15 protein-coding genes are annotated in these 14,746 nt (G+C 63.5%); 6 read left to right on the plus strand and 9 right to left on the minus strand.

The annotated features are described in order from the left end of the window. Positions 1-89: 89 nt before the first annotated feature. Genes X735_RS162595 through X735_RS162575 form a run of 5 tightly spaced genes read left to right on the plus strand, consistent with a single transcriptional unit; the run spans position 90 to position 5,071 of the window. Positions 90-1,028: a MurR/RpiR family transcriptional regulator gene (locus X735_RS162595; RefSeq protein ID WP_023809062.1), complete on the plus strand. Its 939-nt coding sequence runs from the start codon at positions 90-92 to the stop codon at positions 1,026-1,028. After that, entirely contained in the window at positions 1,025-1,672 is a 648-nt protein-coding gene (locus X735_RS162590) for an isochorismatase family cysteine hydrolase (protein ID WP_023809063.1), read from the plus strand. The genes X735_RS162595 and X735_RS162590 overlap by 4 nt, the downstream gene beginning before the upstream one ends. Continuing rightward, positions 1,669-2,991: a glutamine synthetase gene (locus tag X735_RS162585; protein ID WP_023809064.1), complete on the plus strand. Its 1,323-nt coding sequence runs from the start codon at positions 1,669-1,671 to the stop codon at positions 2,989-2,991. The genes X735_RS162590 and X735_RS162585 overlap by 4 nt, the downstream gene beginning before the upstream one ends. After that, positions 2,991-3,758, plus strand: a complete 768-nt coding sequence (locus X735_RS162580) for an N-formylglutamate amidohydrolase (RefSeq protein ID WP_023809065.1) — start codon at positions 2,991-2,993, stop codon at positions 3,756-3,758. The genes X735_RS162585 and X735_RS162580 overlap by 1 nt, the downstream gene beginning before the upstream one ends. Beyond that, on the plus strand, positions 3,755-5,071 hold the full coding sequence (locus tag X735_RS162575; protein WP_023809066.1) for an aspartate aminotransferase family protein: 1,317 nt from the start codon (positions 3,755-3,757) through the stop codon (positions 5,069-5,071). Before X735_RS162580 ends, X735_RS162575 begins: the two co-directional genes overlap by 4 nt. Before the next feature lie 169 nt (positions 5,072-5,240). Here X735_RS162575 and X735_RS162570 read toward each other — a convergent pair whose 3' ends face one another. From X735_RS162570 to X735_RS162550, 5 genes are all read right to left on the minus strand, one after another. Next, positions 5,241-6,260, minus strand: coding sequence for an NADP-dependent oxidoreductase (locus tag X735_RS162570; protein ID WP_023809067.1), 1,020 nt, complete (start codon positions 6,258-6,260; stop codon positions 5,241-5,243). A 24-nt stretch (positions 6,261-6,284) separates the two neighbouring features. Further along, on the minus strand, positions 6,285-7,607 hold the full coding sequence (locus tag X735_RS162565) for an LLM class flavin-dependent oxidoreductase (protein WP_023809068.1): 1,323 nt from the start codon (positions 7,605-7,607) through the stop codon (positions 6,285-6,287). Between the two features lie 166 nt (positions 7,608-7,773). Further along, entirely contained in the window at positions 7,774-8,856 is a 1,083-nt protein-coding gene (locus tag X735_RS162560) for an amino acid ABC transporter permease (RefSeq protein ID WP_032908639.1), read from the minus strand. Further along, the gene (locus tag X735_RS162555; RefSeq protein WP_031212383.1) at positions 8,853-10,001 is read right to left on the minus strand and encodes an ABC transporter permease subunit; all 1,149 of its coding nucleotides are present in this window, start codon (positions 9,999-10,001) and stop codon (positions 8,853-8,855) included. Before X735_RS162555 ends, X735_RS162560 begins: the two co-directional genes overlap by 4 nt. Positions 10,002-10,059: 58 nt before the next feature. Continuing rightward, on the minus strand, positions 10,060-11,094 hold the full coding sequence (locus X735_RS162550) for an amino acid ABC transporter substrate-binding protein (protein ID WP_023809071.1): 1,035 nt from the start codon (positions 11,092-11,094) through the stop codon (positions 10,060-10,062). A gap of 157 nt (positions 11,095-11,251) precedes the next feature. Here X735_RS162550 and X735_RS162545 point away from each other — a divergent pair, with 157 nt between their 5' ends. Next, on the plus strand, positions 11,252-11,524 hold the full coding sequence (locus X735_RS162545; RefSeq protein WP_023809072.1) for a hypothetical protein: 273 nt from the start codon (positions 11,252-11,254) through the stop codon (positions 11,522-11,524). Positions 11,525-11,526: 2 nt separating this feature from the next. Here the strand turns inward: X735_RS162545 and X735_RS162540 are convergent, their stop codons facing one another. The 4 genes from X735_RS162540 to X735_RS162525 form a co-directional block, all read right to left on the minus strand. After that, positions 11,527-12,546, minus strand: coding sequence for an isopenicillin N synthase family oxygenase (locus X735_RS162540; RefSeq protein WP_023809073.1), 1,020 nt, complete (start codon positions 12,544-12,546; stop codon positions 11,527-11,529). A gap of 2 nt (positions 12,547-12,548) precedes the next feature. Continuing rightward, the gene (locus X735_RS162535; protein WP_023809074.1) at positions 12,549-12,887 is read right to left on the minus strand and encodes a hypothetical protein; all 339 of its coding nucleotides are present in this window, start codon (positions 12,885-12,887) and stop codon (positions 12,549-12,551) included. A gap of 72 nt (positions 12,888-12,959) precedes the next feature. Next, a complete protein-coding gene (locus tag X735_RS162530) occupies positions 12,960-13,751 on the minus strand; it encodes an ABC transporter ATP-binding protein (protein ID WP_023809075.1) in 792 nt (263 codons plus the stop codon). Continuing rightward, positions 13,745-14,746, minus strand: coding sequence for an ABC transporter permease subunit (locus X735_RS162525; RefSeq protein WP_023809076.1), 1,002 nt, complete (start codon positions 14,744-14,746; stop codon positions 13,745-13,747). The genes X735_RS162530 and X735_RS162525 overlap by 7 nt, the downstream gene beginning before the upstream one ends.

Raw genomic sequence — 14,746 nt, forward strand, 5'->3', positions numbered from 1 at the left:
CAATGTCAACATCTCTTCATTGTTGACCAAGATTTAAATCTCTGTAATAAACTCGACAAAACAAGAGAACATGGATTTCGGGGAGGCCCATGGCGATACGCGATGTTCTGATGCGCGGGGATCTTGCGCTGACGCCGTCGGAAGAGAAGATCGTCCGGCTGCTGTTGACGGACTATCCGACCTCCGGCCTCGGCACCGCTTCGTCGCTTGCGCGGCGCGCTGGCGTCAGCGATCCGACCGTGGTGAGGCTGGTCGTAAAACTCGGCTATGAAGGGTTTCCGGATTTCCAGGCGAAGCTTCTGGCCGAAGTCGAGGCAAGACTGCACTCGCCGCTGCTGATGATGGAGGCCAAGCGGCAGAGCGGTTCCAACGACAGCGCCGTGCTGGCCTATCTCGATAGCGTCACCACGGCCTTGCAGAAAGCCACCGCCGCGACACCCATCCAGACATACGAACGGGCGGCCCGCCTGCTGATGGAGGTCAAGGGCGAGGTCGTGCTGGTTGGCGGCCGGTTCAGCCGCCACATCGCCGGCATGCTGGCCGGCTATCTCGTGCAGTTTCGCTCCGGGGTTCGCGATCTTGGTGTGCTCTCCCCGCAGACCTTCGACACGCTCGCCGACCTCGACCGCCGCGACGTGCTCGTCGTGTTCGACTATCGCCGCTATCAGCTTGATGTGATGGCCTATGCGAGCCAAGCGGCGGCGCTCAATGTGCGCATCGTCCTGTTCACCGACCAATGGCTGTCGCCGATATCAGATCTCGCCGAAGTCACCATCGTCAGCCCGCTCGAAGTCGCCTCGCCCTACGACACGCTGGCGCCGGCGATCGCCCAGATGGAGGCGCTGGTCGCCCATATCGTTTCGACGCTGGGCGACGAGGCCCGCGCCCGCATCGAGCGGCTCGAAAGGGTGCGACATGCCAATGCCGTGACGCTCGACAGCGACCCGCAAGAGAACGGCGCGCGCAAGATACCCGGACCCCGCAAGACGCCGGGACCCAAATCAGCAAAGCAGGACGACAAAGCATGACCCAGGCCCTACCCAAACGAGACGAAGCCTTCCGTGCCGGCGAAACGGCACTGCTGCTCGTCGACATGCAGCGCATCTGGCTGGAGCCGGGCGCCGATCCGTCGCATCCGGAGCGTGGCCCCGATCACTATTTCTACCGGCAGACATCCTCGCGGACGATCCCCAACCAGGAGCGCCTGCTGGCCGCGGCGCGGGCCAATGGCGTCGAGGTGCTGCACACCATCATCCAGAGCCTGACCGAAGACGGCCGCGACCGCTCGCTCGACCACAAGCTGACGCCGATCCATATTGCACCCAGCCTCCCCGAGGGACTGCCGGTGGCATCGCTGGCGCCGGTTGGCGACGAGATCATGCTGCCGAAGACGTCGTCGGGCATCTTCAATTCGACCAATGTCGACTATCTCCTCAAGAACCTCGGCATCCGCTATCTCGTCGTGGTCGGCGTGCTGACCGATCAATGCGTCGACATGGCGGTGCGCGACGGCGCCGACCGCGGCTATCTCGTCACCTGCGTATCGGATGCTTGCGCCACCATCACCCAGGAACGCCACGACATCGCGCTCAAGGCCTTCGGCGGCTACTGCTGGGTGGCCGACACCGACACGGTCGTCGACCGCTTCAACGCTTTGGGAAAACCGGCATGACATCGACCGTCGAGCCTCTGGTTGCCGTCGTCACCACGGATCTCTCCGCCGTCACGCGGGGCCGTTTCGTTGCCGAAAGCAAGTTGCAGAAGACCGCCACGACCGGGGTCGGCTGGCTGCAGGCCAATCTGTCGCTGACGCCGTTCAACTCGATCGTCGATCCCAACCCCTGGGGCTCGTCGGGCGACCTGCGGCTGATCCCCGATCTCAAGGCGCGCTTTCGCACGACACGCACCGGATCGGCGACGCCGTTCGACATGGTCGCCGGCGACATCGTCGAGCTCGACGGCAGCCCATGGCTCGGCTGCACCCGCACGATGCTCAAAGAGGCGTCGGCCGATTTGAAAGCCGCGACCGGCCTGTCGGTCATCGCCGCCTTCGAGCATGAATTCAACGTCGCCGACGGCGGCTTCGCGCCGGCGCATTCGATGTCTTTCGCCGCGCTCAGGCGAACCGACCCCTTCGCGCCCAACCTGATGGCGGCGCTCGAGGAGGCCGGCGTCGCACCCGAAGTGGTCATCGCCGAATTCGGCGACGAGCAGTTCGAGGTGACGCACGAGCCGGCGGACGCGCTGACGGCAGCCGACCGCGCCGTCGCCATCCGCGAAATCACGCGCGAACTGGCGCGCAATGCCGGCTGGCGTGCGAGCTTCGCGCCCAAAACCGCGCCAACTGCCGTCGGCAACGGCGTCCACATCCATTTCAGCTTCGTCGACGAGGCCGGCAAGCCGGTGACATACGATCCGGCACTGGCGGGCGGCCTTTCCGCCAAAGCCGGCGCCTTCTGTGCCGGCGTGCTGCGCCATCTGCCTGGAATGACCGCGATGACGGCGTCGAGCGTGTCGTCCTTCTACCGGCTGAAGCCGCACAGCTGGAGTTCGTCCTATACCTGGCTCGCCGACCGCGACCGCGAGGCGTCGCTGCGCATCTGCCCGACAGTGACGATGGGGGGGCGCGATCCGGCGCGGCAGTACAATATCGAGTACCGGGCGGCGGACGCCACCGGCAATCCCTATCTGTCGCTGGCGGCGATTATCCGCGCCGGGCTGGAAGGGCTGAAGGCGGGCCTGCCGTCGCCACCTTTGGTCACCGGCGACCCGACGCTGATGAGCGAGGCGGAGCGCGCAAGTCTCGGTCTGGTGCGCCTGCCCGAAACCCTGCCCGCGGCACTGGACGCGTTGCTGGCCGACGGCACCGTGACGGGATGGTTCGCGCCTGTCTTCATCGAAACCTTCGTCGGCCTCAAGCGACATGAAGCCGAGCGTCTTGCCGGTCTCGATCCGGCCTCCATCTGCGATCTCTACCGGACGCTCTATTGATGACCGCACAGACCGAAAAAGATTGGCCGGAGGCCGTCGAGGTCCTCAACGAGCACGGCCGTTCCGATATCGTGCTGTTGTGCGAGCATGCCTCCAACCACATGCCGGCCGAGTATCGACAGCTCGGCCTCGATGCCAATCATCTGCAGCGCCACATCGCCTGGGATATCGGCGCCGCCGAGGTGACCCGCCTGCTGTCCGCGAAGCTCGATTCACCAGCTTTCCTCAGCGGCTACTCCCGGCTGCTGATCGACCTCAACCGGCCGCTCAATACCCAGGGCAGCATTCCGGTGCTGTCGGAAGACACCGACATTCCCGGCAATGTCGGCATCGACGCGACGGAGCGGACCCGGCGTGCCGAGATCATCTTTTCGCCGTTTCATGACCGGGTGACCGCGCATCTCGACTGCCGGGCACAGGCAGGCCGGCGGACGCGGATCGTGACGATCCATTCCTTCACGCCGGTCTTCCTCGGTGTCAGCAGACCCTGGCATGCCGGCGTGCTGCACGACCAAGCAAGAGATCTCGCCGAAGCGATCCTTTCGGGCCTGCGCACCGACGCCGGGCTCAATGTCGCGGCCAACGTGCCCTATGTGATCAGCCGTGACGCCGACTACGCCGTGCCCATCCATGGCGATGATCGCGGCATCGCCGCCGTCCTCATCGAGATCCGGCAGGACCTTTTGTCGACACGGCGCGGCATCGAGGAATGGGCGGACCGGCTGGCGGCGGCACTGCCGGCGCAGAAGGCGGAGAAAGTGTCGTGAGCAATCTCAGCTTGCGCGAACGTGACGCCGCGACCATCGCCCAGATCGGCAAGCTGCGTTTCTCGCCGCTCAGCGTCATCGGCGGCCGGGGCAACCGGCTGATCGAGGAAGGCGGTCGTTCGCTTCTGGACCTATCGGGATCGGCTGGTCCGGCTGTGCTCGGCTACGGCCATCCTGCGATCGTCCAGGCGGTCGAATCCTCCATTCGCGACATGGCCGGCGCCAGCCTGCTGCTCTACCCGAACGAGCCTGCGGTGTCGCTGGCGGAGCGGCTGCTGGCGATCACTCCGGGAGACGGTGAACGGCGCGTCTGGTTCGGCCATTCCGGGTCTGACGCCAATGATTGCGCGGTGCGCGTGCTGCAGGCGGCCACCGGCCGTTCGCGCTTCATCTCGTTCATCGGCTCCTATCACGGGAATCTCTCCGGCTCGATGGGCATCAGCGGCCATACCGCCATGACCCACACGCTACCCCGGCCGGGCGTGCTTCTGCTGCCTTATCCCGATCCGTTCCGACCGAATTTCAGCAGCGAGGACGTGCTTGCCCTGCTCGACTACCAGTTCGAGACCACCTGCCCGCCGCATCAGGTCGCGGCGGTGTTCATCGAGCCGTTGATGTCGGATGGCGGGCTGATCGTGCCGCCCCCTGGCTTTCTCAAGGCATTGCAGGAGCGTTGCCGCAGGCACGGCATCAAGATTGTCGTCGACGAGGTCAAGGTCGGGCTCGCTCGCAGCGGCATGATGCACTGCTTCCAGCATGAAGGACTGACGCCGGACCTCGTCGTCTTTGGCAAAGGCATCGGCGGTGGCTTGCCACTGTCGGCCGTGATCGGCCCTAAGGAGATCATGGACCATGCGCCGGCCTTCGCGCTGCAGACAACCGCAGGCAATCCGGTGGCGACATCGGCCGGCAACGCGGTGCTGAAGACGATCGAGACGGACGGCCTGGTCGAGCGCTCGGCGCGGATCGGCATGCTGTTTTCCGACGCGCTGCGAGCCCTTGCCGCCAGGCATGAGATCATCGGTGACGTGCGCGGGCGCGGCCTTGCCATCGGCGTCGACCTGGTCAAGGACCGCACGACACGTGAGCCGGTTGCGGCGGCGACCACGGCCAAGATCATCTATCGCGGCTATGAGCTGGGTGCGGCCTTCACCTATGTCGGGTTGAAGGCCAATGTGCTGGAGTTCATGCCACCGCTGACGCTGACGGAAGACGAAGTGGCGGAGGGCGTGGCGATCGTCGACCAGGCGATCGCCGATGTCAACGCCGGCGAGGTCTCGGACGCGGACGTCGCCTCCTTCATGATGTGGTGAACAGAAAGGCGCGGCCACGGCTGCGGCAGAAATTGCCTAGAGCAGTTCACCGTTTCACGGAAACGGCGACCCGCTCTAACTCCTTGTTTTAACGCAATCCGGACGGAAAAGCGTTTCACACTTTTCCTGAAATTGCTCGAGGCAGCCCCGACTGATCGTTGCGCAGCAACTATTCCGCGATACGCACGATCAGCTTGCCGAAATTCCTGCCTTCGAGAAGGCCAAGAAAGGCCTGTGGCGCATTTTCGATGCCATCCACGATATCTTCCCTGTATCGAACCCGGCCGGATGCTATCCAGTCGGCCATCTCGCGGTAGAAGGCCGGGCGCTGGTCGACAAATTCGCGCTGGATGAAACCCCTGATCGTCAGGCTGCGGTGCAGCACTTGCTGCATCAATGTCGGCAACCGGTCGGTGCCGGCATCCGCGATGACGTTGTACTGCGCGATCAGCCCGCAGACCGGCACACGCGCAAACTCGTTCAGCAGCGGAAACACCGCGTCCCAGACAGGACCGCCGACATTCTCGAAATAGATGTCGATGCCGCAGCTGCAAGCTGCCTTCAACTGCTCGGCAAAATCGTCGGCCCGGTGATCGACGACCGCGTCAAAGCCCAGCTCGTCTCGCACGAAGGCGCACTTTTCGGCACCGCCGGCAATGCCAACGGCACGCGCTCCCTTGATGCGCGCGATCTGGCCGACGGCCGACCCGACCGCACCGCTGGCGGCCGCCACGACGACCGTTTCGCCAGGCTTCGGCTGTCCGATGGTGAGCAGACCGGCATAGGCGGTGAAGCCCGGCATTCCGAGCACACCCAGTGCGGTCGTGATGGGCGCCGCCGCGGGATCGAGCTTGCGCAGCCCGACACCGTCGGACAATGCAAAACTCTGCCATCCGGAGTGGGACAGGACGATGTCGCCTTCAGCAAATTCCGGATGGCGAGAGATCATCACACGCGCGACGGTGCCGCCCTCCATCACACCGTCGACATCGACCGGCTTGGCATAGGATTTGGTGGCGTTCATACGACCGCGCATATAGGGATCGAGCGACAGATAAAGGATCTGCAACAGCAGTTCGCCCTCTCCCGGCTGGTCAAGGTCAACCGTCTCGATGCGGAAATGATCCGGCTTCGGCCGGCCTTGCGGTCGCGCCGCGAGCACGATGCGGGTGTTGGACTGGATTGACATGGAGACCTCTCCGCGAAGGATGTTCTACTCGAAAAACCGGCTGGGCGGCCGCTTCAGGCCGAGATTCTTGCGCAGTGTCGACCCCTCATATTGCCGCCTGAAGATGCCTCGCCGTTGCAATTCCGGCACCACTTTCTCGGCAAAATCATCGAGCCCTGCCGGCAGGTAGGGAAACATGATGTTGAACCCGTCGGAGCCCTCGGCAACCAGCCATCCCTCCATTTCGTCGGCGATTGTTTCAGGCGTGCCTACAAAAGCAAGCCCGGAATAGCCGCCCAGCCGTTGCGCAAGCTGCCTGACGGTCAGGTTCTCCTGGCGTGCCAGTTCGATGACGCGCTCGCGGCCGCTCTTGCTGGCATTGGTTTCGGGAATCTCCGGCAAGGGCGCGTCGGGATCAAAACCGGACGCATCATGTCCGATCGCGATCGACAGCGAGGCGATGCCGCTCTCGTAATAGACGAGGCTGTCGAGCTTGGCCCGTTTGGCCTGCGCGTCCTCGACGCTGTCGCCGACCACGACAAAGGCACCGGGCAGGATTTTGATGTCGTCGCGCGAGCGGCCAAGTTTCTCCGCACGGCCTTTGACGTCGGCGAAGAAACGCTGCCCCGAGGCGAGATCGGCATGGGCGGCGAAAATGACTTCCGCCGTTTCGGCAGCCAGCTGTCGCCCCGCCTCCGAGGCGCCGGCCTGGACGATGACCGGCCAGCCTTGGATAGGCCGCGCAATGTTGAGCGGACCGCGCACCGAAAGATGCTCGCCCTTATGGTCGAGCACATGCAGCTTTGCGGGGTCGAAATAGAGCCCGCTTTCGGCGTCGCGGATGAATGCATCGTCGGCGAAGCTGTCCCACAGGCCGGTGACGACATCGTAGAATTCCCGTGCCCGCCGATAACGCTCATCATGCTCGACATGCTCGTCGAGGCCAAAGTTCAGCGCCGCGTCAGGGTTGGACGTGGTGACAATGTTCCAGCCGGCGCGTCCACCGCTGATATGGTCCAGCGAGGCGAAGCGGCGAGCAACATGATAGGGCGCGTCGAACGTCGTCGATGCGGTAGCGACCAGCCCGATATGGTCGGTGACGGCGGCGAGCGCCGACAGCAGCGTGAATGGCTCGAACGACGTGACCGTGTGGCTGCGCCGCAACGCCTCGATCGGCATGTTGAGAACGGCCAGATGGTCGGCCATGAAGAACGCGTCGAATTTCGCCGCCTCCAGCGTCTGGGCGAAGCGTTTCAGATGCGCGAAATTGAAATTGGCATCGGGATAGGCGCCCGGGTAACGCCAGGCGCCGGTGTGCAGACTGACGGGGCGCATGAAGGCGCCGAGGCGCAATTGTTTTCGTGTCATATGGCGGATATCTCGGACGTTGGAGATTGAACAAATCTCGACGAGGATCGACCTCCATCAAGGCACGGGGAAGGTATTGCGTTCCCCCGCCACGCGCTTCCGCAGCATTCGCTTCCCCTCCGCCAGCGCAAAATGGCACAGCGCTCCGCCGGCGAGCTTTATGGGCTCAGTGTCGCTGCGACCGGCGCAGATATGTCTCCAGCCAGAGGCTGTAGCGTGAGCCGCCGAAGCACAGCACGAAATAGATCAGCGCAGCGAACAGATAGGCCTCGTCGTAGTAGCCGAGCCACTGCGGATCGGCCGCCGAGGATCGGGCCGCATTGAGCAGGTCGAAAATGCCGATGACGGCAAGCAGCGATGTCGCCAGCAGGAAGCCGATCGCCAGATTGACCATGCCGGGAATGACCAGACGCAGCGCCTGCGGCAGGACAACGAGCTGCATCGTGCGCCAATAGCCGAGGCCAAGCGCGGTCGCGGCTTCGTGCTGGCCCGCCGGGATCGCCTGGAGGCCGGCGCGAACGACTTCGGCGACATAGGCCGACCAGAACAGCGTGATCATGATCATCGCCCGGACATTCTTGTCGATCAGCTGGCCATTCGGGATGGCCATTGGCAGGATGAGCATCGCCACATAGAGGATGGCCACCATCGGCGTGCCACGCATAAGTTCGATAAAGGCGATCGCAAGCGTGCGCAGCCCGCCCATGCCGGAACGCCGCGCCAGGGCAAGCAGGATCGCCAGCGGCGTCGCCAGTCCGAAGCAGACCGACCATACGAACAGCGTCACGGCCAGCCCGCCCCACTGGTTCGATGGGACGGCGGGAGGCACCAGCGTGCCGGACATCAAGATCCAGCTGGCGACGACGACGACAGGCCAGGCGACGAGCAATCCCTTGCGCCAAAATCGCGGCTGAGCGGTGATGACGAGGAGCCCCAGCAGCAGCACCATGACGACGAGCGGGCGCCATTGCAGCGCCGGCGGATAGAAGGCGAACAGGATGAAGCGGAATTTCGCCCCCACGAACGCCCAGCATGCGCCGTTGGCGAGTGCACAGTCGGCTGAGGTTCCGGTCCATGTCGCGTCGAATACGCCCCAGCGCAGCAGTGGCGGTACGATCCAGCCCAGCAACGCCACTGTAACCAGGGTGATGACTGAATTGAGCGGGGTGCCGAAAAGCCCGATCTTCAACGTCCGCAGCGTTGCCGACGATCGCCACGGTCGTAGGTAAACAGCGTCGGAGATGCTCATGTCCTCGCAATTCCTCTGAGAGCGACACGCCGGTTGTAGTGGTTCATGGCGGCCGATACGGACAGGTTGATCGCCAGATAGATGCCTATCAGCAGTGTCAGCGCTTCCAGCGACTGCCCGGTCGTGTTGGCGGTGGTGTTGATGATGCTGACGAGATCAGGGTAGCCGATGGCAACCGCAAGGCTGGAATCCTTGGTCAGGTCCAGGTAGCTGGACGTTGTCAGCGGCGTGATGACGCGCAAGGCCTGCGGCAGCACGACGAGCCGCATGATCTGGCCGCTGTGCAGGCCAAGCGCCCGGGACGCTTCCCATTGGCCACGGTCGACCGACTGGATGCCGGCTCGCACGATCTCGGCGATTGCCGCCGAAAACTTGACCACCAGGCCCGTCAACAGTGCCGTGAATTCCGGCGTCAGATTGTAGCCGCCGCGAATGTTGAAGCCAGCCAGCGCCGGTATCTCCCAGCTCGCACCGGCTCCGGTTAGAGGAAAGGTCAGCACAACGCCAGCCAGCAGCCCCGCGGTTGCGATGCCCAGCCGCCTGGCAGGCAAGCTGCCCTCGCGCCGCGCCCTCCAAAGGAAAGCCATATAGGCCAAGGCGAGGCCGACAAGCAGCCAGAGCGTCGGCGCCGACACACCATGAAAGGCGAGCCCGGGAACGAACACGCCCCGGTTGGTGAGGAAGAAACTGCCGAAGACCGAGAGCGCCTGGCGTGGCGAGGGAAACGATTTTGCCAGCGAAATCCAGAAGAACAGCTGAAGCAGAAGCGGCGTGTTGCGGACGATCTCGACATACCAGCGCACGAGCGCGGCCAGCAACAGATTGCCTGAGAGGCCGGCAACACCGAGAGCAACGCCGAGGATCGTGGCGAGCAGACATCCAAGCGCTGCCACCGTCAGCGTGTTCAGAAGACCGGCCAGGATCGCGCGCGCATAGGGGTCGCCCGCCCTGAAGGCGATCGGCGCCTCGCCGATCTCGAAATTCGCCGGCCTGCCGAGGAAGTCGAACCCCGGCGTGATGCCGATGCGCGCCATGGTCGCGGCGGTGTTGTGGCCGAGCAGCCAGAACAGGGCGATGACAGCCGCGATCACCGCGATCTGGGTCAGCGGCCAGTCGCCCCACCACCTGGACACCTTGCGTAACATGCCGGGTCCGTCTGGACCCGGCACGGTTTCGTCCGTCAATGACATTGGGTGAAGGGTCTCAGCGGAACGGCGGTGAGTACAGCAGACCACCGTTGGTCCACAGGCTGTTGTAGCCGCGCTCCCAACCGAGCGGTTTCAGGTTCCGGTCATAGATTTCGCCGTAATTGCCGACAGTCTTGACGATATTATAGGCCCATTTCGGATCGAGGCCGATCGCCTGGGCGAGCGACGGGTCGACGCCGAGAAAGCGCTGGATGGCCGGATCCGGCGATTTCAGGAACTCGTCGACATTCTTGCTGGTGATGCCCCATTCCTCGGCCTGGATGGTTGCGTTGACCGTCCAGTTGACGATTTCGAGCCAGCGGTCGTCGCCACCGGCGATTGCCGGTGCGAGCGGCTCCTTCGACAGCCGCTCGGGCAGGATAATGTAGTCATCGGGCTTCTTCAGCTGGGTCCGCTTGCCAACGAGATCGGACGAGTCCTGCGTGATGGCGTCGACGCGCCCTGTCTCCAGCGCGTTGATGAATTCGCCGGTGTCCTCGATCGTCACCGGTGTGAACTTCTTGCCGGTCTTGCGGAAGAAATCGGCGATGTTCAACTCGCCGGTCGTACCGCTCTGAACGCCGATCGTGGCACCGTCCAGGTCGGCAGCCTTGGTGACGCCGAGGTCCTTGCGCACAAGGATGCCCTGGCCGTCGTAGAAAACCGTCGGACCGAAATGGAAGCCGAGCTGGAAGGCACGCGTGATCGTCACCGTCACGCCCGACAGCAGAATGTCGAACTCACCGGCCTGGAGCGCCGGCAGGCGCTGCTGCGGCGAAGAGTTGGTGAACTCCACCTTGTCCGGGTCGCCAAAGACAGTGATCGCCAGGGCGCGTCCATAGTCGGCGAAGAAGCCTTGCCAGCGACCGTTGCTGTCCGGCGAGAAGAAACCGGGTGTCGTGCCGACACCGACCTTGATGGAGCCACGCTCCTTGATCTTGTCGAGCGTCGGGCCCGCATAGGTCGCGGTCGAAAACAATCCCGCCGCCACCACCAGCGTCGTCGCCAGTGCCGTCCTCCAACCGGCGCCAAGCCGCGTTGCAATCGTCATGTCAGTCAACTCCTGAGGTTCATTGTTGTCAGCCGATCGCGGAACGTCCCCCGCTCTGTTCGACTGCCCCGAAGTTAACTCTATATTTTTTGTATACTAAGGAACGGCAATCCATTTTTTTGCCTGTCCGGAAAGCAGATTGCTTCGAAAATGCACATTGGCGGCGAATGCGAACCGCGCCGTTCCCGAATGGATTGCTTATGCGAAGGATATGTTCGCGCCGCTGAAGATGGAGATCGCGCGGCAAAAAATGGCCGGGCCCGAATACGGCCCGGCCAATAGAAGGTCAAAACCTTCAGAGGGGAACACCGTCCAGCGGAATGGGAGGAAACCGCCGAACGATTTTACCTTTTTGGGCTTATTTCGAAGCCTTGGCGACGAATGGCATTCCAAAAAACAAGTGAAACGGCAAAAATTCGTGCGCCGCTGAGCTCACGAACCCGCCGTTCCGGTCTCGAGAATATCGGCATAGTGGCGGCGTGCCACGTCCGGATGGGAACGCAGCCGGCTTTTGAGTACATTGGTGCCGACATCGCGGAACAACGGGTTGTCGGGATCGCTTGCCGGTCCGCGCGCCTGCGCCGCCAGTTCCTCGGAAAGGCCGAGAAGCGGGATGGTCGCATCGAGCCGCGCGCTGAAGAAGAACGGGACGGAAATCCGCTCGACGCCGGCAGGCGGCGTCACGACGTGGTGCACGGTGGCCCGCAGATAGCCATTCGATGCCAGTTCGAGCAGTTCGCCGATGTTGACGACCAGCGTTCCCGCCAGCGGATCCACATTCACCCAGCTTCCGTCATATTCGACCTGCAGCCCCTTGTTGTCGTCCTGCAGCAGCAGGGTCAGGAAGCCGCCATCCTTGTGCGCGCCAACGCCCTGGTCGCCTTCGGTCGCGTCACGGCCGGGATAACGCACGATCTTCATGCGATGATTGGGCGAGTCCCGGTAGATCGCGTCGAAGGCGTCCTCGGGCTGATCGAGCGATAGTGCGAAAGCTTTCAACAGCCGAATCGCCACCGCGGTCGCCTTGGCCTGCCATGCAAGCAGTGCCGGCTTGAGCTCCGGCAATGCAGACGGCCACTGGTTCGGTCCCTGCAACCTTGTCCATGGTGCAATTCCAGGTCCCTGCGCTATGGGCTGGCGCTCGACGCCTAAATCGAGTTGCTCACGCCAATCGGCCGCGCCCCTGGTCAGTTCGCCGCCGGCGCGGGTGTAGCCGCGGAACTGCTGGGATTTGACCATTTCGATCGCCAGCTTGTCGGCCTCCGGCAGCGCGAAGAACCGGCGCGAGGCATCGAGCACGTCGTCGATCTCCGAGGCGGAAATTCCGTGGCCGCTGAGGTAGAAGAAGCCAACGTCTCGCGCCGCCGTGCGCAGGTCCAGGAGAAAGGTACGATATTCGGAGGCACCTTGTTCGAGACGGCTCAGATCGAGCACCGGCACAATTCTGGGCATGGTCAGGTTCCTTCTTTTTTCTGCTTTGGATTTTGCATGAAGCTCCCCCACAGAAGCGCGAAGCTGGAAATGATCGCTCCGGCCCACAACAGTTCGGGCGAATAGCGCCGGATGCCGAGGAAATGCCAAGTCTTGCACAACGACATGGCAAGCGAGCAGCGGTCAGACGTCTGCAGCAGACATGGCAGGGTGCGCTCGATTGGAAATCCGGTGTTCGACATGACCTGTGCGTAGACGATCGCCCACCAGACGAGAGCAATGAGCGTCAGGACAATTCCCGCCGCTTCCAGCCAGCGCGGCGAAAACAGTTTTCTGACCGATGCCGACGTATTTTCGGTCATGCCGAGAACCCGAGAATCTCGAGGATNAGCGCGGCGAAAACAGTTTTCTGACCGATGCCGACGTATTTTCGGTCATGCCGAGAACCCGAGAATCTCGAGGATGTGCTGGCGTTGGGCTACGATGCGCGGATCGTCACGCCGCCGGGGGTAGGGCAGATCGACCGCGACCTCGGCCTTGATGCGTGCCGGGCGCTCGGTCAGCACGATGACGCGCCCGGACAACAGCAGCGCCTCTTCGACATCGTGGGTGACCAGAATGACCGTGTATTCGGCCTGCCGCCAGAGCGCCAAAAGCTCCTCCTGCATGGTCAGCCGGGTGAGTGAGTCCAGCCGGCCCAGCGGCTCATCGAGCAACAGCAGGCGCGGGTCGTTGATCAGGGCACGCGCCAGCGCGGCGCGTTGCGCCATGCCGCCGGACAGCTGGTGCGGAAAGGCGGAGGCGAAAGCCTCGAGCTTGACCAGGCGAAGCGCACCATCGATCCGCTTCTGACTGCCAGGCAGGACGCCGCGCGCTTCCGGCCCGATGGCGACATTGTCGCGAACGGTCCGCCACGGAAACAGCGTCGGGTCCTGAAACACCAGGACGCGCGACGGATCCGGTCTGGCGACGATTGTCCCGTTTGCCAGCACCTCACCGCTGCTTGGCCGTTCCAGCCCTGCCGCCAGCCGCAGCAGGGTCGACTTGCCGCAGCCGGACGGACCGAGCAGCGCCACGAACTCGCCTGGCGCCACGGCCAGGTCGATCTGGCGCAGCACCGGCAAGGGTTGCCCATCCAGATCGTACTGATGCGAGACGCCGTGAAAGTCGACGGAAAGACCGGCAGAGTTATCGACCGCGACGCGAGTGGTGCCGAAGGCTACCATTGTACGACACCCTTCTGCCAACCGAGCAGCCGGTCGCGCGCGACGAACAGCAGCTTGACCAGACCCGAGCAGAGCAATGCCATGACGATCAGCATCGCGTAGACGTTGGCGTAGGCCGAATAGGCCGTCTGGAACTGCAGATACCAGCCCAGACCGTATTTCGCGCCGAGCATTTCGGCGACCACCAGCACGGCAAAGGAATAATACAGCCCCATGAACAGGCCGACGAAGACATGCGGCAGAGCGGCCGGTATCGCCACGCGAAGAACCAGATAGCGGCTGCTGGCGCCAAGCGTACGCGCCACGTCGTAGAAGGAGCGGTTGACCGAGTTGACGCCCGACGCGGTCAGGATCGCGACCGGTATGCCGGATGCAAGCGCGACCAGGAACAGGCTCGCCTGGAACGTCGTGGGGAACAGGAAGAAGGTTGCCGGGATCCAGGCGCTCGCCGGCACGGGGCCGATCAGCTTCAGCACCGGCATGCCCCAATAGGCGAAGTTTTTGGACCAGCCTAGCGCCACGCCGCCGATGAAGCCGACAATGATGCCGCTGAAGAAGCCGATGGTCCACAGCCGCGCGGTGTAAGCGATGCAGATGAGGATGCGTTGCCAGTCGACGATATAGACATGCAGGAGGCCGTGCGGCGGCGTGAAGAATGGTTTCGGCATCCAGCCGAGCTTGGCGGTGATCAACTCCCAGACCGCGAACCAAAGGCCCAGCACAATCAGCCATGGACCGTAGTGCATCAGCCCGCGGCCAAATCTGCCAAGCTTTTCGACGCTGAATGCAAGACCGGCCAGGATCATCGCTCCGGCGACCAGCAGGGCGACGAAGACATCGCGGCTACCCCACGGAACGACATCGGGGAAGGCAATCGTGACAATGGCAGCGAGCAGCCAAGCCGAGGCGGCATAGAGCCCGTGCTTCCACACCGGCCCGGCAGAAGCGGAAGAAACACTCTTTTCGCCTGCGTCCTCGTCGATCGCTGCGCTCAT

Source organism: Mesorhizobium sp. L2C084A000, assembly GCF_000502875.1.
Taxonomy (GTDB): domain Bacteria; phylum Pseudomonadota; class Alphaproteobacteria; order Rhizobiales; family Rhizobiaceae; genus Mesorhizobium.

Bases quoted from the DNA above. Each gene is read 5' to 3' on its own strand.
- X735_RS162595 (WP_023809062.1), top strand. From the start codon at position 90: ATGGCGATACGCGATGTTCTGATGCGCGGGGATCTTGCGCTGACGCCG.
- X735_RS162590 (WP_023809063.1), top strand. From the start codon at position 1,025: ATGACCCAGGCCCTACCCAAACGAGACGAAGCCTTCCGTGCCGGCGAA.
- X735_RS162585 (WP_023809064.1), top strand. From the start codon at position 1,669: ATGACATCGACCGTCGAGCCTCTGGTTGCCGTCGTCACCACGGATCTC.
- X735_RS162580 (WP_023809065.1), top strand. From the start codon at position 2,991: ATGACCGCACAGACCGAAAAAGATTGGCCGGAGGCCGTCGAGGTCCTC.
- X735_RS162570 (WP_023809067.1), bottom strand. From the start codon at position 6,260: ATGTCAATCCAGTCCAACACCCGCATCGTGCTCGCGGCGCGACCGCAA.
- X735_RS162565 (WP_023809068.1), bottom strand. From the start codon at position 7,607: ATGACACGAAAACAATTGCGCCTCGGCGCCTTCATGCGCCCCGTCAGT.
- X735_RS162560 (WP_032908639.1), bottom strand. From the start codon at position 8,856: ATGAGCATCTCCGACGCTGTTTACCTACGACCGTGGCGATCGTCGGCA.
- X735_RS162555 (WP_031212383.1), bottom strand. From the start codon at position 10,001: ATGTTACGCAAGGTGTCCAGGTGGTGGGGCGACTGGCCGCTGACCCAG.
- X735_RS162550 (WP_023809071.1), bottom strand. From the start codon at position 11,094: ATGACGATTGCAACGCGGCTTGGCGCCGGTTGGAGGACGGCACTGGCG.
- X735_RS162540 (WP_023809073.1), bottom strand. From the start codon at position 12,546: ATGCCCAGAATTGTGCCGGTGCTCGATCTGAGCCGTCTCGAACAAGGT.
- X735_RS162535 (WP_023809074.1), bottom strand. From the start codon at position 12,887: ATGACCGAAAATACGTCGGCATCGGTCAGAAAACTGTTTTCGCCGCGC.
- X735_RS162530 (WP_023809075.1), bottom strand. From the start codon at position 13,751: ATGGTAGCCTTCGGCACCACTCGCGTCGCGGTCGATAACTCTGCCGGT.
- X735_RS162525 (WP_023809076.1), bottom strand. From the start codon at position 14,746: ATGAGCGCAGCGATCGACGAGGACGCAGGCGAAAAGAGTGTTTCTTCC.